We start from the raw sequence: 21,780 nt of genomic DNA, 5'->3' as shown, positions 1-21,780 counted from the left end.
GCGTACACTTAGCCTTAATTAACTAATTATGTAACCAATGGTAGTGATCTGTGCGTTTATTTCAGTGTGATTTTAATGATAGTTTTGTTCAGCAATTACCGGCAGATCCTGAATCAGAAAATTTTTGCCGTACTGTAACACAAGCGGCATATTCTTTTGTTGCACCAACAACCACCGCTAATCCTTCATTGATTGCGTTAAATTCGGTATTAGCTGACGAATTAACGCTTAATGTTAGTGATGAAATAAAACTTGCGGAGGTATTAACCGGTAATTCTTTATTGGCAGGCACAACACCTTATGCGATGAATTATGGCGGCCATCAGTTTGGGCATTGGGCTGGGCAGTTAGGTGATGGAAGAGCGATTAACCTGGGCCAACTTAACGTACCTGAAATTGGTCTTAAAACGCTCCAGTTAAAAGGGGCCGGTAGCACGCCATACTCTCGTCGAGCCGATGGCTTGGCTGTATTACGATCGTCAATAAGAGAATATTTGTGCTCTGAAGCGATGTATCATTTAGGTGTTCCCACAACAAGAGCGTTGAGTTTATGCCTAACAGGTGACTTAGTAACTCGTGATATGTTCTATGATGGTCACCCGAAAGAAGAGCTTGGTGCAATTGTCTGCCGCGTATCATCAAGTTTTCTTCGCTTTGGCAGCTTTCAATTACCAGCTTCGCGTGGTGATATTTCGTTATTAAAACAACTGCTTGATTATACAATTACGACACATTTTCCTCATCTTGGTGAACCTAATAAAACCAGCTATTTAGCTTGGTTTGAGCAAGTGGCTGATGAAACTTGTCAGCTAATGGTGCACTGGATGCGTGTTGGCTTTGTTCATGGCGTGATGAATACTGATAATATGTCAATGCTAAGTGAAACTATAGATTATGGTCCTTACGGTTGGATTGATAACTTTGATTTAAACTGGACTCCAAACACAACAGACGCACAAGGTAAGCGTTATTGCTTTGGTGCTCAACCTGAAATAGCGCAATGGAACTTGTTTCAACTAGCGAATGCAATTTACCCTTTGATTGACGATGCAGAGCCACTTAATACAGTATTGTCGAAGTTTGCCAAGCAATATGAACAGCGTTGGCGGCAAATGATGGCGGATAAACTAGGTTTTGAACAACTGGATAACGACGCTGATCCCGCATTATTTATTGCGTTAGAAAAACTAATGACTGATACAAATGCAGATATGACGATTTTCTATCGCTTATTGGCAATATTGCCAGATAAACCTGCTCTTTGGTTAGAACATTTGGATGATTGCTTTTATGATTTGTTATCGAAAACACAACAAGAACAGTGGCAGCAGTGGCTGACAGTTTACGTTCAACGCCTCACTCACAACACGATATCTAGTGAAGAGAAAGCGTCTAGAATGAATCAAGTTAACCCGAAGTATGTTTTGCGTAACTATTTAGCACAACAAGTGATTGAACAAGCTGAAAAAGGTGATTATACCGCACTTCATCAGTTGTATGAGGTATTAAAACGGCCTTACCAAGAACAACCTGAAGCTGCTCACTTTGCAGGAAAGCGCCCAGATTGGGCAAAGCATAAAGCAGGCTGTTCTATGTTGTCATGTAGTTCTTAAGTATCAAAATTATGATTGATGTGCTTGTTGTAATTTATTGCGGTATTGCAAAGCGATAATTTTTACAATATCTCGCCATGACAAGATGCCCACAGGTCGGAAATGCTCATCCACAATAGGTAAACATGAAATTCTGTTGTCATAAAAAAGTAACACGGCTTCGTTAAGTGTCGTGTTTGTTGTCGCTGTCACCAACTCTCTACTCATAAAAAGATGCACTTTTTGATGTAATAAAGAAGTATCGCGTGGTGTTTCTTTTCGCGTATTTATGTGTGGGCTTAATTGTTTGTATAAATCTCGATCGGTGAATACACCAACAAGCTCTTTACCGTTTAAGATTAAGATATGATGAATAGGGTGTTGATCAAAAGCGATCTTCGCTTTTGCTAAGTCATCGTCGATGTCTAAGCTGATAATATTTTTTGACATTAATTTTTCAATGCTACTCATCACTTCCCCTAAAATCATAAAATACTTGTTGTTAGTAACATATCAAAGCAAATTATTTTAACAATAGCCATGATGTTTTTGTCATAAATTTATCCAATCATTAAACGATATTGTTGCTTGTCACAAATTTGTCACAAAAGTGTCTTATAATCGCTGCAATTAAGATTTTCTATTGACCAAAAGGTACCTTTAGTGACAATAGCATTGAAATCAGTTGGCACTCGACAACTGAAAAACTCGTTAGCGCGATGGTTGATCACCCTAGGTGGTATCAGTGTGCTTTTTACCCTAGTGCTCATTTTTCTGTATTTATTATACGTAATTAAACCTGTTTTTGAATCAGCGAAAATAGAACAAGTTCAGACGTTTACGATAGCATCAGGCGATAAAGCGTTAGCCATTGGTATTGATGAATTGCAAGAACTTGCTTATACCATTAATCAGCAAGGGCAGGTTGAATACTATGCGTTAACTGATAATGAGAAAAAAACACGTTCACCTGTATATTCATTGTCTGTATCAGAACATCCGATAAAGAACGTTATTGATGTAGGCGCTGAAAATAAATTAATACTTGATGTACAAGGTAACGTGCAATTGGTTTCACCTGGCTTTCAAGCAACGTTTGGTGACGGCTCTCGTGACATTATTCCAAATCTAACTTACCCGCTGGGTGAAGATTTTATTGCTGTTGATGAACAACAAGCGTCGTTTACTCATTTGTCGTTTGCGATGAATGACGAACGTGCTGTCTTTGTTGGTTTTACAGAAGATAATCGTCTGATAAAAACATCACTCATTGCCGAAGATGATTTTAACTACGATCCAGCACATGAGATTGAATATCAAACCGTTACTCTTGATACTCGAAAAGTAGATCAAGTACTCGTGACGCCTGATTTAGCAATGGCGTTTGTGCGTAGTGGCGACCAAGTGTTAGTGTTTGATCTTACTTATGATGATGACGTACCATTAAAAGCCACCATTATTCCGCAACTTGAACAATCAAGAAGTAAACCATTACATTTATCTTCAATGGCGTTGCTATCTGGCGGTAGCTCGGTATTACTGGGTGATAGCGCAGGTACTGTTAGTCAATGGTTTGAAGTTGCTGGTGAAGACGGTCGTGAATTTAAACAAATTCGTACATTTTCAGCGAGTGTTGACGAGCCAGTTAGTCAAATAATCACAGAGCAATATCGAAAAAGTTTTTATTCACTCACCTCATCAGGCGACGTGGGCGCTTTTTACACGACGAGTGATAACGATTTATGGCGCGGGCAATTAAGTAAAACCATGCCAGATGAATTCATCATTTCACCTCGTGCTGATGGTTTATTATTGTTAAAAGATAATACATTTTCACTTTTTTCAGTTGAAAACGAACATCCTGAAGTAACCTGGCATGCCTTATGGCAACAAGTATGGTACGAGGGATATCCCGAACCAGAATATATTTGGCAGTCAACCTCTGGTTCAGATGATTTCGAAGCAAAGTTCTCATTAGTACCTATCTCGTTTGGTACCATTAAAGCTGCAATGTATGCGATGTTATTTGCAGTACCTGTAGCGTTAGCCGCAGCAATTTATACTGCTTATTTTATGACGTCGGAAATGCGTAAAAAAGTAAAACCTACCATTGAAATTATGGAGGCATTACCAACAGTAATTTTGGGTTTTTTGGCAGGGCTCTGGTTAGCACCAATTGTAGAAAATAACTTGCCAGCGATTGGTTTAATGTTATTACTGCTGCCTATCACGGTTTTTCTTACAGCATTTTCTTGGTTTAAGTTACCACGGAAAATTAAAAATGTGCTGCCGGATACCCTAGCGCCCCTAATTCTTATACCTGTACTTTGTTTGGCGGCTTATTTTGCCTTTTCATTATCGCCTTGGATGGAAGACGTATTTTTTGGTGGCGATGTTAGACAGTTTATCACCAATGATTTAGGCATCTCATTTGATCAACGAAATGCATTGGTTGTTGGCATCGCAATGGGCTTTGCAGTTATTCCTACCATCTTTTCGATGGCTGAAGACGCTATTTTCAGTGTGCCAAAACATTTAACAAGTGGTTCCCTAGCATTAGGTGCAACTCCTTGGCAAACTTTAATAAAAGTGGTGCTACTTACTGCAAGCCCAGGCATTTTTTCAGCGGTTATGATGGGCTTAGGACGAGCCGTAGGGGAAACAATGATTGTATTAATGGCCACCGGCAATACGCCGATTGTTGATTGGAGTATTTTTCAGGGGATGCGTACACTATCGGCAAATATTGCCGTTGAAATGCCAGAATCTGAAGTTGGCAGCTCTCATTATCGTATTCTGTTCTTAGCTGCTTTCGTTTTGTTTATATTTACATTTATTTTTAACACGTTAGCTGAGTTCGTTCGTCAGCGATTGCGTGAAAAATATAGCTCGTTGTAAGGTAGGGTATCGAGATGAATAATTGGTTTAAATCAGGCTCTCCTTGGATTTGGCTTTCTGCGGGTGGTGTTAGTATTAGTTTAATTTCCGTTGTTGGGTTGTTGTACTTAATTGCTTCGCATGGTCTGTCATATTTCTGGCCATCAACGTTGTATCAGTTTGATATGGTTAATCAGCAAGGGAAAGCACATACGGTTATTGGTGAAATTTATGATCGAGAAAAAATTCCAGTTAAGCAATTAGCACACATGGATTTGGCGTTAGGTGATCAAGAATATCTTGAGCGCTATCTAGTGAAAACCGGTAACCGTGAATTAGTAAGTTTGGATTTTCGCTGGATTTTAGTGCCTGAAATTAAAAAAACGTCGACACCGAAAGACCTAGTGGTAATTGAGCGTAGAACAAACGGTAATTTTTATGGTTTTATCGAAAGTCTACATTTAGACGGTGAAGAAGTATCACTTGACAAAATGGATGAATTGTTAGCGCGTGTTACAGTGTTTCAATCTGAAATTGAACATTTACAAAAAAGCGATATTGGTGCCATCAATTATCAAATTGAACGTTTACGTTTACAAGAACGTAAATACCGACTGCAAGAGAAATTAACACCAGAGAAAGAGCAAGAAATAAAAGCGAAAGTTGCTTCGCTACGAAATGATTACCTCGTGCTTGAGAAAGAGTTAATGGCGTTACGTGCAAAGGTTGCTCGTGATCATATCAAAGTACGTGCAATGGATGGTCAAGTTGTCACCATAAATTTTGAACACATTCTAAAGGTTGAAGCGAATAACCAGTATAGTTTCTTAGAAAAGCTAGCGACGTTTTTTAGTAAAATTGGTAGCTTTATCGTTGACGATCCACGAGAAGCTAATACGGAGGGTGGCGTATTTCCCGCAATCTTTGGTACGGTGCTCATGGTATTGTTAATGACCGTAATTGTTTCGCCATTAGGTGTCGTTGCAGCGATTTATTTGCATGAATATGCCGGAAAGAATGCGTTGACTAAGTTATTACGAATAGCGGTGATCAACTTAGCAGGGGTGCCTTCAATCGTGTATGGGGTATTTGGTTTAGGCTTCTTTGTTTATATGGTTGGTGGCTCACTTGATCAATTATTTTATCCGGAAACATTGCCTAGCCCAACGTTTGGAACCCCTGGCGTATTATGGTCAGCACTTACCTTAGCAATCTTAACATTACCTGTGGTGATTGTTTCAACTGAAGAAGGTTTAGCACGTATTCCATCTGCCATGCGTCATGGTAGTTTGGCCCTTGGCGCGACAAAAGCAGAAACCCTTTGGCGGATTATTTTACCGATTGCCAGCCCTGCCATTATGACCGGTATTATTTTAGCTATAGCACGTGCTGCAGGTGAAGTTGCGCCTTTAATGTTAGTTGGGGTAGTTAAAATGGCGCCTAATCTGCCGCTTGATGGGAACTTCCCATTCTTACACTTAGATCGTAAGTTTATGCATTTAGGCTTCCACATTTATGATGTTGGTTTTCAAAGCCCTAATGTTGAAGCAGCAAGACCGTTGGTTTATGCCACTGCGTTATTGTTGGTCACCATTATTGTTGCGTTGAACATGACCGCTGTTTCAATTCGTAATAGGTTACGTGAAAAATATCGCATGTTAGAGCATTAAGGAAAGCTTCCTAAATAGCTTTAAGAGGAAGTACGCTTCCAGTTGCAAAATTATTGAATTTAAAGAGAATATTATGATTACAGTTAGCCCGCAGAACATTTTAGATAGTCACAATAAGTTAGACTTAACTAATTTGTCTCCAGAGCAAAAAGCGCTCGATATTCATAACTTAAATTTGTTTTATGGTGAGAAGCAGGCTTTGCAAAATATCACCATGGCAATTCCAAAAGGGCAAGTTACTGCGTTTATTGGACCAAGTGGTTGTGGTAAATCTACATTATTGCGTTGCATTAATAGAATGAATGATTTGGTCGATAGCTGTCATATTGAAGGCGAAATAAATCTTCATGGCCAAAATATTTATGATAAACATGTAGATGTTGCTGCATTGCGTCGTAAAGTAGGCATGGTATTTCAACGACCTAATCCATTTCCAAAAAGTATTTATGAAAATGTTGTATATGGCCTGCGCATCACAGGTGAAAACAACCGAAGAGTATTAGATGAGGCGGTTGAAACGTCATTAAAAGCCGCTGCACTTTGGAACGAAGTTAAAGATCGCCTACATGACAGTGCTCTTGGCCTTTCTGGTGGTCAACAACAACGTTTGGTCATTGCAAGAGCCATTGCAATTCAGCCTGAAGTATTATTATTGGATGAACCTACATCAGCGCTTGATCCGATTTCAACGTTAACGATTGAAGAACTTATAAACGACTTAAAACAGCAATTTACCGTGGTAATAGTGACTCACAATATGCAACAAGCTGCACGTGTTTCAGACCAAACCGCGTTTATGTATATGGGCGACTTAATTGAATATAGCGATACAAATACGCTATTTACAACGCCTGTGAAAAAGAAAACTGAAGACTATATTACTGGACGATACGGATAATTTGACGGATTGATAGGAGAATACTTGTGGATAATTTAAATATTGGTCGTCATATATCGGGCCAGTTTAATGAAGATTTAGAGCGTGTGATTAATCACGTGATGCAAATGGGTGGCTTAGTTGAAAAACAGCTTAGCGATGCGTTGACCTCGGTACACGAGTCAGATGAAGATCTTGCGAAAGTTGTACATCAAAGTGATTATAAAATTAATAATCTTGAAGTCAGTATTGACGATGAATGTACACGCATTATAGCAAAAAGGCAGCCAGCAGCTGGTGATTTACGATTAATTATGGCGATTGTTAAAACAATTGCTGATCTTGAACGTATCGGTGACGAGGCTGAAAAAATAGCGGAAGTGACACTACAAAGCTTAAGCAGTGAACATCGCGGTTTATTGATGAATCTCGATAATTTAGGTCGTAAGGTATTGGAAGTGCTGCAAAAAACTTTAGATGCGTTTACCAGAATGGATGTTGAAGCTGCAATTAAGACGCATGGTAGCGATGATACTATTGATCGTGAATATGAGGCGCTAATGCGCCAGTTGATGACCTACATGATGGAAGAACCGCGTTCAATTCCTCAAATCATGACCGTTATCTGGTCTGCTCGTGCACTAGAGCGCATTGGGGATCGATGCCAGAATATTTGTGAATACATCATTTATTTTGTTAAAGGTAAAGTGGTGCGTCATACATCTATAGAAGATGTGAAGAAGTTATAAAAGCGTAAGAAAGCATTCACACTAGCAACCAAGTAATTTTTGTGTTTTGATAGCAACTGTTTGAATTGTCGACTATCTTATAGCTAATAAAAAGCGTAGTCATCTATCATATGCGGATTACCTATTAACTTTGACGTTAAAGACTATTGTATTTAGCGTCAAATGCGTTAATATCCGCGCCGTCGAATAATAAAGAGCAGATTTGCTTCTGGAAAAGTTTATGGCCAGTAATTCAATCTTGGGTGTTTTTGCAAAATCACCTTTGAAACCATTAGAAAAACACATTCGAAAAGTTTCGAAATGTTCAAATCACTTAATTCCTTTTTTTGCCGCAGTTGTTGAAAATGATTGGTCAACAGCAGGTAAAATCCGCACAAAAATCTCAAAACTTGAACACGACGCCGATGAGCTTAAACGTCAATTGCGTTTAGAGTTACCTGGTGGGCTGTTCATGCCTGTTGATCGTGCTGACTTATTAGAGCTGTTAACCCAGCAAGATAAGATTGCTAATAAAGCGAAAGATATTGCAGGCCGTATTATAGGCCGAAAACTCGAAATACCTGCTGAATTACAACAAGAGTTTACTCAGTATGTTGAACGTTGTATTGATGCAATTGATAAAGCGGCCGAAGCAATTAATGAGTTAGATAGCTTGTTAGAAACGGGCTTTAAAGGACGTGAAGTAGATATAGTTGAGAAAATGATCCTCCAACTTGATGAAATAGAAGATGATACGGACTTATTACAAATTTCTATTCGAAAAAATTTATTAGCAATTGAAGACAATTTGAAACCGGTAGATGTTATGTTCTTATATCAAATTATTGAATGGGTTGGTGACTTAGCTGACTTAGCAGAACGAGTTGGCGCTCGTTTAGAAATTTTACTCGCAAGAAAATAGGATTAATCATGGATATTTTAGCTTCACATGGTTCAATCCTTGTAATGATCGCAGCCATTGTTGGCTTCTTTATGGCCTGGGGTATTGGTGCTAACGATGTTGCCAATGCAATGGGTACTTCAGTTGGTTCAAAGGCGCTTACGATTAAGCAAGCCATTATTATCGCGATGATTTTTGAATTCGCTGGTGCATATTTAGCAGGTGGTGAGGTAACGTCAACGATTCGTAAAGGTATTATCGATCCAAGTTATTTTGCTGCTATACCAGAACAACTCGTATTCGGGATGATTTCAGCCTTATTAGCCGCCGCGACTTGGTTGCTAATTGCCTCTATCCTCGGTTGGCCAGTTTCTACTACACACTCTATTGTAGGGGCTATTATTGGTTTCGCAGCAATTGGCGTAAGCCCTGAGACCGTTGCTTGGGGTAAAGTTCTTGGCATTGTTGGTAGCTGGGTGATCACACCATTAATCTCCGGTGTTATTGCATTTCTTATTTTTAATAGTGCACAAAAACTCATTTTTGATACCGACAAACCCTTAGATAACGCTAAACGATATGTACCTTTTTATATGTTCTTAGCCGGCTTTGTATTGTCATTAGTCACGATTAAGAAAGGTTTAAAACATATTGGTTTAGATAATATTGATCTTGGCGTTGTTAATTTTGAATTAGATGGCGCAGGTGGTTATTATTTAGCAATAATAGTTGCTGCTATTGTTGCTGTTATCGGTAAATATTTTATTACTCGATTACGATTTGAACAAGACGCAGATAAGTCTGCCCATTACGCCAATGTAGAAAAAGTTTTTGCAACCTTAATGGTCGTGACTGCATGTTGTATGGCTTTCGCTCATGGATCAAATGATGTTGCAAATGCTATTGGCCCACTTGCCGCAGTTGTTAGTATTATTGATAATGGCGGTGAAATTGTGAAAAAATCGCCATTGGTATGGTGGATTTTACCTCTAGGTGGTTTAGGGATTGTTGCAGGTTTAGCAATATTTGGTCATCGTGTTATCGCTACCATTGGTAAAGGGATCACTCATTTAACACCAAGTCGTGGTTTTGCTGCGGAACTTGCGGCAGCTTGTACCGTTGTAATCGCTTCAGGTGCTGGTTTACCTATTTCGACGACACAAACGCTTGTAGGTGCGGTATTAGGTGTGGGTATGGCTCGAGGTATTGCTGCAATCAATTTAAATGTAGTACGTAATATTGTGGTCTCATGGGTTATCACTTTACCAGTAGGCGCGGGTCTATCGATAATCATTTTCTGGACGTTACAAAGCGTTTTTACCTAATTCAGCGTATAACGTTAAAAATAAAAAATGCCAGCATTGCTGGCATTTTTTTGGCTGTTTTTTTTATTTATCTGTTCGGTTGGTCACTTCTATTAAGTGATAACCAAATTGGGTTTTTATGGGTCCTTGAACCGTATGTAACTCGGCAGTAAATACCACATCGTCAAACTCTTTCACCATTTGCCCTCGGCTAAATGAACCTAGCGCTCCACCCTGTAGCTTAGACGGACAGTTGGAATGTTGCTCTGCGAGTAAGCCAAAATCAGCACCTGAGGCTAATTCAGTTTTTAACTGCTGACAATGTTGCTCATCATTAACCAAGATATGGCGTGCTGAAGCTGTGATCATGTTATTCCCTTAATATTTGAAACATACTAGCAATAACACTACCGTATTTTTATGTTGAGTAAAATAACTTTTATTTAAGACAATGTATTAATCTAATAGTGTTATAAAGCATGTTAAGGTTTTGAATAAAAAGATTTTTATTTTAATTTTTTGATAGTAGTTATGAGAAGTTATAAAAAAATTGTAGATATTTAAAACTATTTGATCTCTGATCACGACTTACTAAATAACAAAAGAAAAAATTCAAATAATAATAGGAATTTGCGTGTTCGAACGAAGCGATGAAACGCTAGTAAAGCAAGCGCTAAAGGGGAAGAAAGCTGCCTGGATAACCTTGGTAAAGCGCTATGAAAAAGCCTTGTTTAACTATGCCCTACGCATGGTTAACAATCGTGAGGATGCGCTTGATTTGATGCAGGATGTCTTTGTCGCGGTGTTCCGGAACTTATCTTCTTTTAGAGGAGAGAGTCCTTTTAAAGGGTGGATGTTTAAAATTGCACATTATCGTTGTATGGAGTTTTATCGCCGTAAAAAACCAACGCAATCTTTAGATGATGCGCCTGAACAAGAAGATATTGACGAACAAGCTTGCCCTGAAAAACAGATGACATTGAATCAACAACAGTTAGATATAAAGCAGGCATTGGAAAAACTACCTGTTAATCAAAAAGTAGTGATTGAATTAAAGTTTTTTCAACATGCAACTTTTGATGATATAGCCTATCAATTGGGGATTTCAATCAATACAGCAAAATCTAGACTTTATAGTGGTTTAGATAAATTGAAAGATTATGTGGAGTTAGATTATGTCTAAAAATACTGACATCGAACCTGATGAGGCGCCATTAGATACTCAATTTAGCGAATGGTTAATGGATAAAAGCTCAGGCACAGCAAGGCGTAATAGAAGCGATTTAAAACAAGATGATGTATGGGAACAGCGTGTACAGGTCGCTGAGAAAATCGAACATTATGCCGATATAACCTCAGATGAACCTGTACCAAACTGGGATCGTTCAACAAGCTTTGAAACAGACAGAAAGCCTTGGTGGCAATGGCAAGGGTTACCAGCAATGTCATTTGTATTCTCATTATTTGCAGTATCGTTGGTTTTTTTGAATGCAGAAGTGGTCGTGAAAGATCAGGGCATTACAGTTAGTTTTGCAGGTAGTAACCAAGCAGCAATGACAAAAAATGTTGAAGCATTACTCGAACAAAAATTACAAAACTTTGCAAATGAACAGCAAGTGGTATTAGCGAATTATGCGGCTGATATTAACGGTAAACAGCAAGAAAGTAATATTCAACTTGCAAGTTATATCATGGGGGTTTCACGTAAAGAGCGTAAAGAGGACATGAATGATTTTATCAAATATATCAATGATCAACGACAAGATGATCAATTACACCAACAATTAACATTTAAACGATTTGCTGAAACGATGCTTTATCAGGGCGCGAGTGCTCCATCTGCAAAAGATAATGTAACTACAGCTAACTGGATCACAGAGGAGTAATTCATGAAAAAGTACGCAACTACGGCTTTATGTGCCGCACTACCAGCTTTTATGTCAATGACTGTATTGGCGTCATCTACAGATGAGTTTGTTGCTATGCATAAGCAATTGGCGATAATGAGCAAGATTATTAAATCAGCCTCAACACAAGAACACAACGGAAAAACAATCGCAATTAACGGGGTTGAAACTACCTATCTTAAAGGACAAGGCGTTTTGTTTTCCATTAGCTCAAGCACATTTCGAAGCCATTGGGGGAATGTAGGATTTAGTTTTAATTTGCCTGACGGCGTACCAATGCCTCCTCGAGCACCAATACCACCTTTACCAGCAGTAGAAGATATTGAATTTAATGGACTTATTGATGTTGAGATAGAACAAAAAGTTGCAGAAGCGATGGAAAGCGCCGCCAGTGACTATGAACAAGCTATGGAAGCAATGCATGAAAATCACGAAAGTTACCGCGATTTAAGGGAAAGACGTCGTGATACTACGTATGAGCTTCGAGAGATAGAGCGAGAGTTAAGAGATCATGAGTTCCAATTACGCAGAGCAGATAAGGAATCAAAAGCTGAATTGCAATCAGCCGTAAAATCATTACAGGCTCAAAAAGACAAACTAAAAAGTTTAATGAAGTCATTAGAAAAGCAAGACAAGGAAGTAAGAAAAGCACAGCTTGTTAAACAAGCAGAACGTGAAAAAGAGCGTATTGCCTACTATCAGTCTTTGTCTTATTCACTGGCAGAAACGTTTTGTTTATATGGTAACGGCTTAAAAGCAGTACCAAACAATGAAAATGTCAATTTGCTGATTAAATCAGGCGGTGAAAAACAAGGGAATCGCTATAAAGACAGCGTTATTGTGTTCAGTAAAAAAGACATTCGTGCCTGCGCTGGCGACGATATTAATTCTAAGCAATTATTGGCGAAGTCTAAACGCTATCAATTTTAAAGCTCGTTAAAGAAAGGGTCCATTGATAGTGACAATGGACCCTTTCTTATTGCTCTAATGCATCAAATACCAATGAAATAATTTTATATAGGTTTTTTTGTTCAAATTGAATAGTCGACTCGGTATCTACCCGATGTACTAAAACAAAATCTGAACCAGGGTAAACCGCTAACATATGAACGCCAACACCTGTATGGTAAAACGCTTTGTTTGGTCTTTTATCATTTGCGTTAATCACATACCAAAGCAGGCCGTAGCCAAAGTCCATAAAAGGGTTTGTCACTGAATAAGATGTTGTGCTTTTCGTAATCCACTCTTTAGAAATAATTTGTTCATTATTCCAAATACCGTTTCTTTCATACAATTGCCCAAAAAGTGCCATATCATATGCTGACATTCGAAAATGATATGCAGGAAATTTTGATTTTTCGTGTTCATATTGATAAAAGCCATCGACAGTTAACTCGGCAATATTCGTATTTTCATTAATAGTGATATATTGTCCCCTATAGTCATGCATATTTAAGGGTTTAGCAATTTCTCGATAAAAGGCAGAATAGATATTATCGCCAGTTAATTTTTCAAAAATAGCACCCGCAACATTAAAATCCCAATTATTGTAAATAAATTTTTCTCCAGGTGAAAAAGCACCTCGTTTAGGCATATTCGTTAGCATAGAGTTTGATGTTGCGGCGGAAGGAAGGTAAATGCCTGAGCGACTTTTTAAAAGTTGTTGGATTGTTGCGCTTTTTTCTAAGTCTGTAAGTGGAATAATATCGTCTATTTCAAGCGAATCGAGTGTAGTATCAAGTTTGATTATGCCACGATCGACATAAATGCCGAATAAAGCATTCAACATGGGTTTCCTGATAGAGTGAATGGTATGTTTTTTGTGAATATCGCCAAATTCAAATACCACTTTACCTTTGCTCATTAATACTAAGGAGGAAGTATTTGATGTTTTGAGAAACTCGTTCAATTTTTGCAGCTTTTGCGGAGTAAACGTTGCTAAATTTTGTGTTGGTACAGGAGTCGCTTTTTTAATATCAAGTGAGTTATTCAAGGGTTGTAATGCATAAGTGTATGCATGACTAAATGTCGAGATTAATGCTAAACAGGTTAGGGTGATATATAAATTCATAAATATCCTTTATTATTATTATGTATTAAACATAATAAATTTAATAAGTTAGCACAAGACTTTATCGTGTTTTGGTTGTTTAACTAAATCAACTTTAATAACAAGGTAATGTGATAATGGATGAGTTGTTTTTGCTGTGTGGGTTAGTGTCTAACCTGAGCTCAGGTTATCTAGTGGCCATAAGCTTTTTTAATAGCATAATTGTGTGCTTTGTAGCCGCCCTATCAGTTTTGGGAGATTATATGTTAAAACAAAGGGGTTGAATTCAATGTTCTTTATTTTCAATATGATGAGAAATAAAATGTACTATAGAAAAGTTAGGAATGTAAAGGATTTTACAGTGACTTTATCATTAACCTTCAATAGGTAAGGCTTCTTTATTTTTGCGCTTATCAGCAAATTGATATTTAGGTGTATCGTCGAAATAAGAAAGGAATACATGTAACTTATCGTTAATAATGGTTGTTAACTCATAAAGCTCATTTTTCTTTTTGGCACAACGTGCAAGTTGGGAGTGTTTGGTATTATTAGTGAGTAATGTTGAGTAATGTTGGGTAGATGTAAACAGTGAAGAATAATTAGTCCCTTGTGACATTACTTGCGGTGCAAAAAATATATAATTTGCTTGAGTTTTTGTTAAATTTTCAGAATCGATATTTGTTCTTGGTCCAGCGCTTATACTTCCTGTTCCTAATAAAAGTATGCAGATGGTACTTTTGATTAGTGTTTGTTTAGCCAATGATTTCATTGTCTCACCCTCTCACCAAATTTATCGCGCAATTAACACTTTGCTAACTTTTGCATTTACTCGTTATTACATTTTTACTTTAATTGTAATAACGAGTAAATGCGAATGCTTTGGGATAAGCGGTCGAAATTTTGAGATTAATCGTTGTTCCCATTGAATTATTGGTTCATTACGCGATTAAGCTGACTGCTTTGTCGGTCTTATTCAAACGCTTAACTTTTAATCGGTAAGCATGTAATAAAGGTTCAGTATAACCATTTGGTTGTTCTTCAGCTTCAAAGACAAGGGCTTTAGCGGCATTGAATGCCACATTTGATGAAAGATCTTGGCACATGGGCTGATAAGCAGGATCATTACTGTTTTGTTGATCTACTATTTTTGCCATTTTTTTGAAACTATTTTCTACATCTTCAGCATGGCAGATCCCATGCTTTAACCAGTTAGCCACATGTTGGCTTGAAATACGGAGGGTCGCCCGATCTTCCATTAACCCAACATTATTAATATCTGGTACTTTTGAACATCCTATACCTTGATCCACCCATCTAACTACATAGCCAAGAATACCTTGAATATTATTATCGAGTTCATCGGAGATTTCTTGTTTACTCCAATTGGTACCTTTAGCTAAAGGTACCGAAAGCATGTGATCTAAGCTTGCAGGAACACGTATTGAAAGTTGCTCTCTTATTTTAAAGACATCAACTTGGTGGTAATGCAAGGCATGTAACGTGGCAGCTGTTGGTGATGGTACCCAAGCGGTGTTTGCACCGGCATTAACATGGGCTATTTTGCTGTTTAACATATCAGCCATATTATCAGGTATCGGCCACATGCCTTTTCCTATTTGTGCTTTTTTAGATAAGCCGCACTGTAAGCCTATATCAACATTGCTATTTTCATATGCGCTAATCCAAGGGGTATCTTTGATGGCACTTTTTCTTTCCATCGCACCGCACGCCATAGAAGTATGTATTTCATCTCCGGTGCGATCTAAAAAGCCAGTATTAATAAACACTACGCGTTCTTTTGCGGCAAAAATACACGCTTTTAAATTAACGCTAGTACGGCGTTCCTCATCCATAATCCCCATTTTTAGGGTGTTTTTTGCTAAACCTAATGCACGTTCAACACGGCTAAATAAGGCTACTGAAAAGGCAACTTCTTCTGGGCCATGCATTTTTGGTTTAACAATATAGATAGATTTTTTAGTGCTGTTGGTTAATTGGTTGTTACCTAGAATATCGTAAAGGGCAATAGTAGCCGTGATCATTGCATCAAGAATTCCCTCATAAACAGGCGTTCCTTGTTGTGTAATAATAGCGTCGTTTGTCATTAAGTGGCCAACATTGCGAATAAACATTAAACTGCGTCCACTTAAACTGAAACTGTTGCCTTCTGGGGTTTTATAACATTTGTCGCTGGCCATTTTGCGGACAAAATGCTGGTTGTTTTTGGTCACTTTTGTCGACAGCTTTCCTTGATTAAGTCCTAACCAGTTGCGATACGCCGAAACTTTATCTTCAGCATCGACTGTTGCTACAGAGTCTTCACAGTCCATAATTGTTGTTAATGCTGACTCTAAAGTAATGTCGCTAATACCGGCTAGATCTCTTGCTGCAATTTCACTGTTTGCGTTAAAGTTAACTTCAAAGCGTAAACCGTTGTGTTCAAATAACAAGCAACTAGGTTCAGTCAGTTCACCTTGAAATCCTAACAATTGAGAGGGGTTATATAATCGAACGGTTTTTTGATCAGCAAGGGTAATAATTAACTCATTATCAACATATTGATAACTCACGGCCTGTTGATGAGAACCAGTGGTTAATGGCAACGCATTATCTAGAAAGTCTCTCCCATAACTAATCACTTGTTGTCCCCGCACGGGGTTATATTCCTGGGTTCTTCTATAGCCTTCTTGATCAGCGATAGCATCAGTGCCATATAACGCGTCATACAAACTTCCCCAACGTGCATTTACCGCATTGAGTGCGAATCGTGCGTTGGTAATAGGCACGACAAGTTGTGGTCCTGCCATTTGTGCTAATTCATCATCTACATTTTCAGTCGTAATATGAAAGTTTTCTACCTTAGGCACTATATAACCGATGTTTTCAAGGAACGCTTTATAGCTTTCAATGTTATTTACATCATTACTAGGTTGTTCGTGCCAAGCAGTAATCGCTTGTTGTAAATCGGCTCTAGTTTGTAGTAACGCAGCATTGACAGGGGATAAATCTTCAATAATGGCAGCAAATTGCTGCCAAAAGTCAGCTGTTTTTATCGGCAAATCAACTAACACTTCGTGCTCTACAAATTCGTAAAGACATGTTGATACTTGTAATCCTGCTATATGCGTGCGTTCAGACATGATGATTCCTCGTCATTATTCGTTGTGATCAAAGTAACAACATCAAAAAGAAAGTTTTCAGGGGTGTTGTCAATTCAGTGTCAGCATGAATGTATCAGTTAACAAGGGTTATTCAATAGCATAAAAGTCTATGCGAAGTTTTTAGTAAAAATATACAATAAGATCTAAGGTTTGTTTTTCTATTTAATTTATTGATTTTAAATAAAAATTTATTTCATTCGCTATTTGCTCAGAATCAAAAAGCACAAGTATTGTCTTTTGTGATAACAGATATTCATGATGTGAATGTATGTTTTTAAATAGCAATCTTTGATGAATGTATGATGTAAAATATTATGTTATTAGCAATACGTTAGTTAAGCATTATCATTAATTGATGGATGATCGCGGGTGAAATAATGGCTGTGATAGTAGCCGATATAATCAGGGCTAAAGAACCATAGGCAGCATGTTGAAATGATAGTTGACTAATGGTGGCAGTGCCTAAAACATGACTCGCAGCTCCTACAGCAATACCTTGTGCTTTATGAGATTTTACACCAATTAATTGTAACCAAGGCACACCCATTATTGCCCCAAATAAACCTGCAAGTATTATCGCAAATGCAGTAATTGCCTGATTGCCATTTAATTGTTCAGTAATGGCTAGCGCAATCGGGGTAGTTATTGATTTTAAAGCTATGGAGACAGAAATGCCGTACTCTTTGGTGATAAGATAAGTGGATGAAAAGCTAATAATAACAACGAGTGAAGCGGAAATAGTGAGTAATAGAGTGATACTTTTCCATTGGCTTCTCATGCTGTGCAACTGCTGATAAAGTGGATAACCAAGAGCGACTACTGCAGGCTGCAATAACCACGTTATTACTTGACTATTAGTTTGATAGGTTTGATAGTCAATCTGTAGCCACATCAGCAGTGTAATAATCGTAATTACTGAAAACAACATAGGATTTAACCACACCTGATTTAACCGATGTTGCAGTTTCACAAAGCCTTGATAAATCAAGATGGTTACCAGACAAAAAAACAATATAGAACTAAAAAATACCATGTTAACGTGCTTTTTTATTTTCTTGTTGTTGTACTGTCCATCCGACAAAGGTAAGCAGTAACCAGGTGCTAACAAAGGTAATGATAACCAAAGTAATACCATGTGACTTTACTATGTCATAGTGTTCAATAATGCCTACACCAGCAGGTACAAAACAGACGCCCATGTTTTTTAAAGTCCAACTGATACTATTTGCTACCGTTTTATCATCTATTAGCCTGTAATGTAACGATATGGTAAATAGTATCATTCCGTAAAGACTAGGGGGTAAGCCACCAATGGCAAAATGAATTCCGTAACCTGTAAATAAACAGGCTAAGATGGCAATAAGTGAATATAATGGCGCAGGCATAATGGTTAACGATCATTACCGTGTTCATTTGCTGCTTCAATCACTAGCTGCCTGAACCATATATGACTTGCATCATGATGCAGTAAAGGGCTCCATATCATTTTTAGCTCAATATCTGGAATGTCAAAAGGGGGTTTTAAAATGGTGTAATTCGCATCATCTTTATGAAGCATGGCTGCCTTAGTAGGTAATGTTGCAACTAAGCCATCTTCAAAAGCGAGTTGCATTGCCACATGATAACTACGCGTAAAAACCTTTATATCTCGCTTTTTACCTAAACGCGCTAATGCCTCGTCAACCCACCCTAGTTTTTGCACATCTTTTGGATCCATACCAACACCTACACCAAAACCGGTTTTAGATACCCAAACATGCTTTGAAGCTAAGTAGCTGTTTAAGTTGAATTTAGTAACAACTTCATTATCTGCACTTAATAAACATGAAAATTCGTCGCGCCAAATAGTTTTTTGATGAAATGATTGTGGTAGTTCATCAAACCGGTTGATTGCCATATCAATTTTGCCCGCTTCAACATCATGAAAGTTAACGTCGCTAGGGGTCATAATATCGATTGTCACATTAGGTGCTATGCGATTTACTTTTCGAAGTAAAACTGGCAAGAGGGTAGAAGCGGCGTAATCGCTTGCCATTAATCGAAACACGCGTTGACTGGTTTTCTCGTTAAACTCTTCCTCACCTTGTAATGCTTCTTCTAATTCAAGTAGAATCTTTCTGATCATCGGTGAAAGTGCTCTAGCACGTTCAGTTGGTACCATTCCATCAGATGTTCTTACTAAGATTGGATCATTAAACAATGTGCGTAAACGCTTCAAACCATTGCTCATAGCAGGCTGAGTAATGTTTAGTTGACCTGCGGCCCTAGTCACATTTTTCTCTCGAAGCAAAACGTCTAGATAGATAAGTAAGTTAAGATCAATTTTTGAAATATTCATCTGATTAATAGCTTATATCATTTAAATAAATAAGCTTTATGTCATTAATAGAATGGCAAATCAACTAGATTTTAGTCTAACTTTCTTCTTTTTAGGTTTTATTGTATTTGAATATGAAAGTCTACATAAACTAGCTATTTGTTATTTAATGTAAAAATGTCTAAATATTTTTTGATATTTTTTATGTGAATAGTGATGATAAAAATTATATATTATATCTATGATTGGTGGTTGGCTTACTCTTTTTGTTGTTCAGTATGACAAGTTACAGCATGAGTTACATATTGTGATTGTCTTATTTTAAATCGCTAGGAGAGAGTAATGACCACATATCGTCAACAAGTTGAAAACGCTAAGTCATCAATTAAACAGCAGCATAATTGGCAATCAATTGATGCTGAGTCAGTAGCGCGTATGCGTTTGCAGAATCGATTCAAAACTGGGCTCGATATTGCTAAGTACACAGCAGCAATTATGCGTAAAGATATGGATGCCTACGATAAAGATGCTAGTTTATATACACAATCGTTAGGTTGCTGGCATGGCTTTATTGGTCAACAAAAAATGATTTCAATTAAAAAGCACTTTCAATCGACGGAGCGTCGTTATTTATACCTTTCTGGTTGGATGATTGCAGCACTTCGTTCAGAGTTTGGTCCGTTACCCGATCAATCAATGCATGAAAAAACGTCGGTTCCTATGCTTATTGAAGAACTTTATACGTTTCTTCGTCAAGCAGATGCAAGAGAATTAGGTGGTTTATTTAGAGAACTAGATGCAGCTAAAGAAAGTGGTGATGATGTTAAATTGAATACTGTACAACAACAAATTGAGCAACATCAAACGCATGTCGTACCGATTATTGCTGATATAGATGCCGGCTTTGGTAATGCTGAAGCAACATATTTATTGGCAAAGCAAATGATTGAAGCGGGAGCATGTTGTATTCAAATTGAAAACCAAGTATCTGATGAAAAACAATGTGGACATCAAGATGGAAAAGTAACTGTGCCACATGCAGATTTTTTAGCAAAAATAAATGCAGTTAGATACGCTTTTATGGAGCTAGGCGTTGATGATGGTGTTATTGTTGCTCGTACCGATTCATTAGGTGCTGGTTTAACAAAACAAATTGCCGTAACAGAAAAACCAGGTGATTTAGGTGACCAATACAACAGCTTTTTAGATTGTGAACAAATTGGCGAAGAAGATATTTCTAACGGTGATGTGTTATTAAAACAAGAGGGTAAGCTGATGCGCCCGAAACGTCTTGCGAGTAACTTATTCCAATTTAAACCAGGTACTGGCGAGCAACGATGTATTTTAGATTGCATCACCTCACTACAAAATGGTGCTGATTTAATTTGGATTGAAACAGAAAAGCCGCACATTGGTCAGATTGGAAGTATGGTAGACGAAATTCGTAAAGCGGTGCCTAATGCAAAACTTGTTTATAACAATTCACCTTCATTTAACTGGACATTAAACTTTCGCCAACAAGTGTTTGACGCAATGAAAGAAGCTGGTAAAGATGTGTCGAGTTATGATCGTGAGCGTTTAATGAGTGTTGATTATGACAACACAGAGTTAGCCATCACTGCAGATGAAAAAATTAGAACATTCCAACAAGATGCTGCGCGTGAAGCTGGAATATTTCACCATTTAATTACGTTACCAACATATCATACCGCTGCTTTATCAACCGATAACCTAGCGAAAGAATACTTTGGTGAGCAGGGAATGCTTGGTTATGTGTTGAATGTTCAGCGTCAAGAAATTCGTCAAGACATTGCCTGTGTTAAACATCAAAATATGGCAGGCTCAGATATGGGTGATGATCATAAAGAATATTTTGCTGGGGATGCTGCGCTAAAAGCTGGCGGTAAAGACAATACCATGAATCAGTTTGCTAATATTGCATAAGCACATTTTTAATCATATAGAGTTTTTATTCATGTGACGTTAACAATCCCGTTTAAAACGGGATTTTTTGTGCTTAAAAAAGTTATTCTTTGAATGTGATACTCATTTTATTGACTGCTGCAATATCAGTGATGGAAGTAGAATTACGCAAGTGTTTATCTAGCCTGTTAGCTCTTTTATAAGCGCCATGTTTGCGAGCGAATTCTGTCACATCACTGCCATTACATACTAAACCGTTCGCGATAGTTTTGTCAGCCAGATGATAGTATTTCAAGGTACGGTTAAAATTCAGTAAATTACCTTTCATTGTTGATTTGCAAAGTGCAATTAATGACTTTTCTAAATAACTATCCATTGATGCAGCTTGCACCTGACTAAGTAGCAGCGTAAAAAGTCCTACAGAAGTAATGCTAAGTGTGATTAATTATGTTTTCATCATTTTTTCCATTATG

Annotated in this window: 20 protein-coding genes; 11 read left to right on the top strand and 9 right to left on the bottom strand. The window is 37.7% G+C overall.

The window, feature by feature from the left end; translation table 11 throughout:
- Positions 1 to 50 precede the first annotated feature (50 nt).
- Positions 51 to 1,613: a protein adenylyltransferase SelO gene (locus tag QUE72_RS14945; RefSeq protein WP_286269862.1), complete on the top strand. Its 1,563-nt coding sequence runs from the start codon at positions 51 to 53 to the stop codon at positions 1,611 to 1,613.
- A 9-nt stretch (positions 1,614 to 1,622) separates the two neighbouring features.
- Here QUE72_RS14945 and QUE72_RS14940 read toward each other — a convergent pair whose 3' ends face one another.
- A complete protein-coding gene (locus QUE72_RS14940; protein ID WP_074498921.1) occupies positions 1,623 to 2,063 on the bottom strand; it encodes a CBS domain-containing protein in 441 nt (146 codons plus the stop codon).
- Between the two features lie 192 nt (positions 2,064 to 2,255).
- Here QUE72_RS14940 and QUE72_RS14935 point away from each other — a divergent pair, with 192 nt between their 5' ends.
- From QUE72_RS14935 to QUE72_RS14910, 6 genes are all read left to right on the top strand, one after another.
- Positions 2,256 to 4,490 carry an ABC transporter permease subunit gene (locus QUE72_RS14935; protein ID WP_286269859.1) on the top strand — a complete coding sequence of 745 codons (2,235 nt, stop codon included), beginning with the start codon at positions 2,256 to 2,258 and terminating at the stop codon, positions 4,488 to 4,490.
- A gap of 14 nt (positions 4,491 to 4,504) precedes the next feature.
- The gene (gene pstA, locus QUE72_RS14930) at positions 4,505 to 6,139 is read left to right on the top strand and encodes a phosphate ABC transporter permease PstA (protein ID WP_074498895.1); all 1,635 of its coding nucleotides are present in this window, start codon (positions 4,505 to 4,507) and stop codon (positions 6,137 to 6,139) included.
- A 73-nt stretch (positions 6,140 to 6,212) separates the two neighbouring features.
- A complete protein-coding gene (gene pstB / locus QUE72_RS14925) occupies positions 6,213 to 7,037 on the top strand; it encodes a phosphate ABC transporter ATP-binding protein PstB (protein WP_074498894.1) in 825 nt (274 codons plus the stop codon).
- Positions 7,038 to 7,063: 26 nt separating this feature from the next.
- Positions 7,064 to 7,765, top strand: coding sequence for a phosphate signaling complex protein PhoU (gene phoU, locus QUE72_RS14920; RefSeq protein ID WP_074498893.1), 702 nt, complete (start codon positions 7,064 to 7,066; stop codon positions 7,763 to 7,765).
- Positions 7,766 to 7,985: 220 nt separating this feature from the next.
- Positions 7,986 to 8,666 carry a TIGR00153 family protein gene (locus QUE72_RS14915; protein WP_074498892.1) on the top strand — a complete coding sequence of 227 codons (681 nt, stop codon included), beginning with the start codon at positions 7,986 to 7,988 and terminating at the stop codon, positions 8,664 to 8,666.
- An 8-nt stretch (positions 8,667 to 8,674) separates the two neighbouring features.
- Positions 8,675 to 9,970, top strand: a complete 1,296-nt coding sequence (locus tag QUE72_RS14910; protein ID WP_286269857.1) for an inorganic phosphate transporter — start codon at positions 8,675 to 8,677, stop codon at positions 9,968 to 9,970.
- Between the two features lie 63 nt (positions 9,971 to 10,033).
- On the opposite strand, the gene QUE72_RS14905 is transcribed toward QUE72_RS14910, so the two are convergent.
- Positions 10,034 to 10,318, bottom strand: coding sequence for a peptidylprolyl isomerase (locus tag QUE72_RS14905; RefSeq protein ID WP_286269856.1), 285 nt, complete (start codon positions 10,316 to 10,318; stop codon positions 10,034 to 10,036).
- Between the two features lie 265 nt (positions 10,319 to 10,583).
- Here QUE72_RS14905 and QUE72_RS14900 point away from each other — a divergent pair, with 265 nt between their 5' ends.
- From QUE72_RS14900 to QUE72_RS14890, 3 genes are read left to right on the top strand one after another with little or no spacing between them, the layout of a single operon-like run.
- Complete coding sequence (locus QUE72_RS14900; protein ID WP_286269855.1) at positions 10,584 to 11,132, top strand: RNA polymerase sigma factor; 549 nt, start codon at positions 10,584 to 10,586, stop codon at positions 11,130 to 11,132.
- A complete protein-coding gene (locus QUE72_RS14895; protein ID WP_286269854.1) occupies positions 11,125 to 11,835 on the top strand; it encodes a hypothetical protein in 711 nt (236 codons plus the stop codon). Before QUE72_RS14900 ends, QUE72_RS14895 begins: the two co-directional genes overlap by 8 nt.
- 3 nt (positions 11,836 to 11,838) lie before the next feature.
- Positions 11,839 to 12,786, top strand: a complete 948-nt coding sequence (locus tag QUE72_RS14890; RefSeq protein WP_286269853.1) for a hypothetical protein — start codon at positions 11,839 to 11,841, stop codon at positions 12,784 to 12,786.
- A 46-nt stretch (positions 12,787 to 12,832) separates the two neighbouring features.
- Here QUE72_RS14890 and QUE72_RS14885 read toward each other — a convergent pair whose 3' ends face one another.
- From QUE72_RS14885 to QUE72_RS14860, 6 genes are all read right to left on the bottom strand, one after another.
- Complete coding sequence (locus QUE72_RS14885) at positions 12,833 to 13,927, bottom strand: serine hydrolase domain-containing protein (RefSeq protein ID WP_286269852.1); 1,095 nt, start codon at positions 13,925 to 13,927, stop codon at positions 12,833 to 12,835.
- 352 nt (positions 13,928 to 14,279) lie between these two features.
- Entirely contained in the window at positions 14,280 to 14,675 is a 396-nt protein-coding gene (locus QUE72_RS14880; protein ID WP_074498885.1) for a hypothetical protein, read from the bottom strand.
- 169 nt (positions 14,676 to 14,844) lie between these two features.
- Positions 14,845 to 17,046, bottom strand: coding sequence for a malate synthase G (locus QUE72_RS14875; RefSeq protein ID WP_286269850.1), 2,202 nt, complete (start codon positions 17,044 to 17,046; stop codon positions 14,845 to 14,847).
- Between the two features lie 352 nt (positions 17,047 to 17,398).
- Complete coding sequence (locus tag QUE72_RS14870) at positions 17,399 to 18,100, bottom strand: LrgB family protein (protein ID WP_074498883.1); 702 nt, start codon at positions 18,098 to 18,100, stop codon at positions 17,399 to 17,401.
- A 1-nt stretch (position 18,101) separates the two neighbouring features.
- Positions 18,102 to 18,452, bottom strand: coding sequence for a CidA/LrgA family protein (locus QUE72_RS14865; protein WP_074498882.1), 351 nt, complete (start codon positions 18,450 to 18,452; stop codon positions 18,102 to 18,104).
- A 5-nt stretch (positions 18,453 to 18,457) separates the two neighbouring features.
- Positions 18,458 to 19,405 (bottom strand): LysR family transcriptional regulator, encoded by a 948-nt coding sequence (locus QUE72_RS14860; RefSeq protein WP_074498881.1) that lies wholly within the window; start codon positions 19,403 to 19,405, stop codon positions 18,458 to 18,460.
- 321 nt (positions 19,406 to 19,726) lie between these two features.
- On the opposite strand from QUE72_RS14860, the gene QUE72_RS14855 reads away from it, so the two are divergent.
- Positions 19,727 to 21,328: an isocitrate lyase gene (locus tag QUE72_RS14855; protein WP_286269846.1), complete on the top strand. Its 1,602-nt coding sequence runs from the start codon at positions 19,727 to 19,729 to the stop codon at positions 21,326 to 21,328.
- A gap of 82 nt (positions 21,329 to 21,410) precedes the next feature.
- On the opposite strand, the gene QUE72_RS14850 is transcribed toward QUE72_RS14855, so the two are convergent.
- Positions 21,411 to 21,683, bottom strand: coding sequence for a DUF3718 domain-containing protein (locus tag QUE72_RS14850; protein ID WP_074498879.1), 273 nt, complete (start codon positions 21,681 to 21,683; stop codon positions 21,411 to 21,413).
- Between the last annotated feature and the right edge of the window lie 97 nt (positions 21,684 to 21,780).

The organism is Thalassotalea hakodatensis, from assembly GCF_030295995.1.
Taxonomy (GTDB): domain Bacteria; phylum Pseudomonadota; class Gammaproteobacteria; order Enterobacterales; family Alteromonadaceae; genus Thalassotalea_C; species Thalassotalea_C hakodatensis.
The sequence above is the reverse complement of the archived record's forward strand: the minus strand, read 5'-3'. Positions and strand labels throughout refer to the sequence as shown.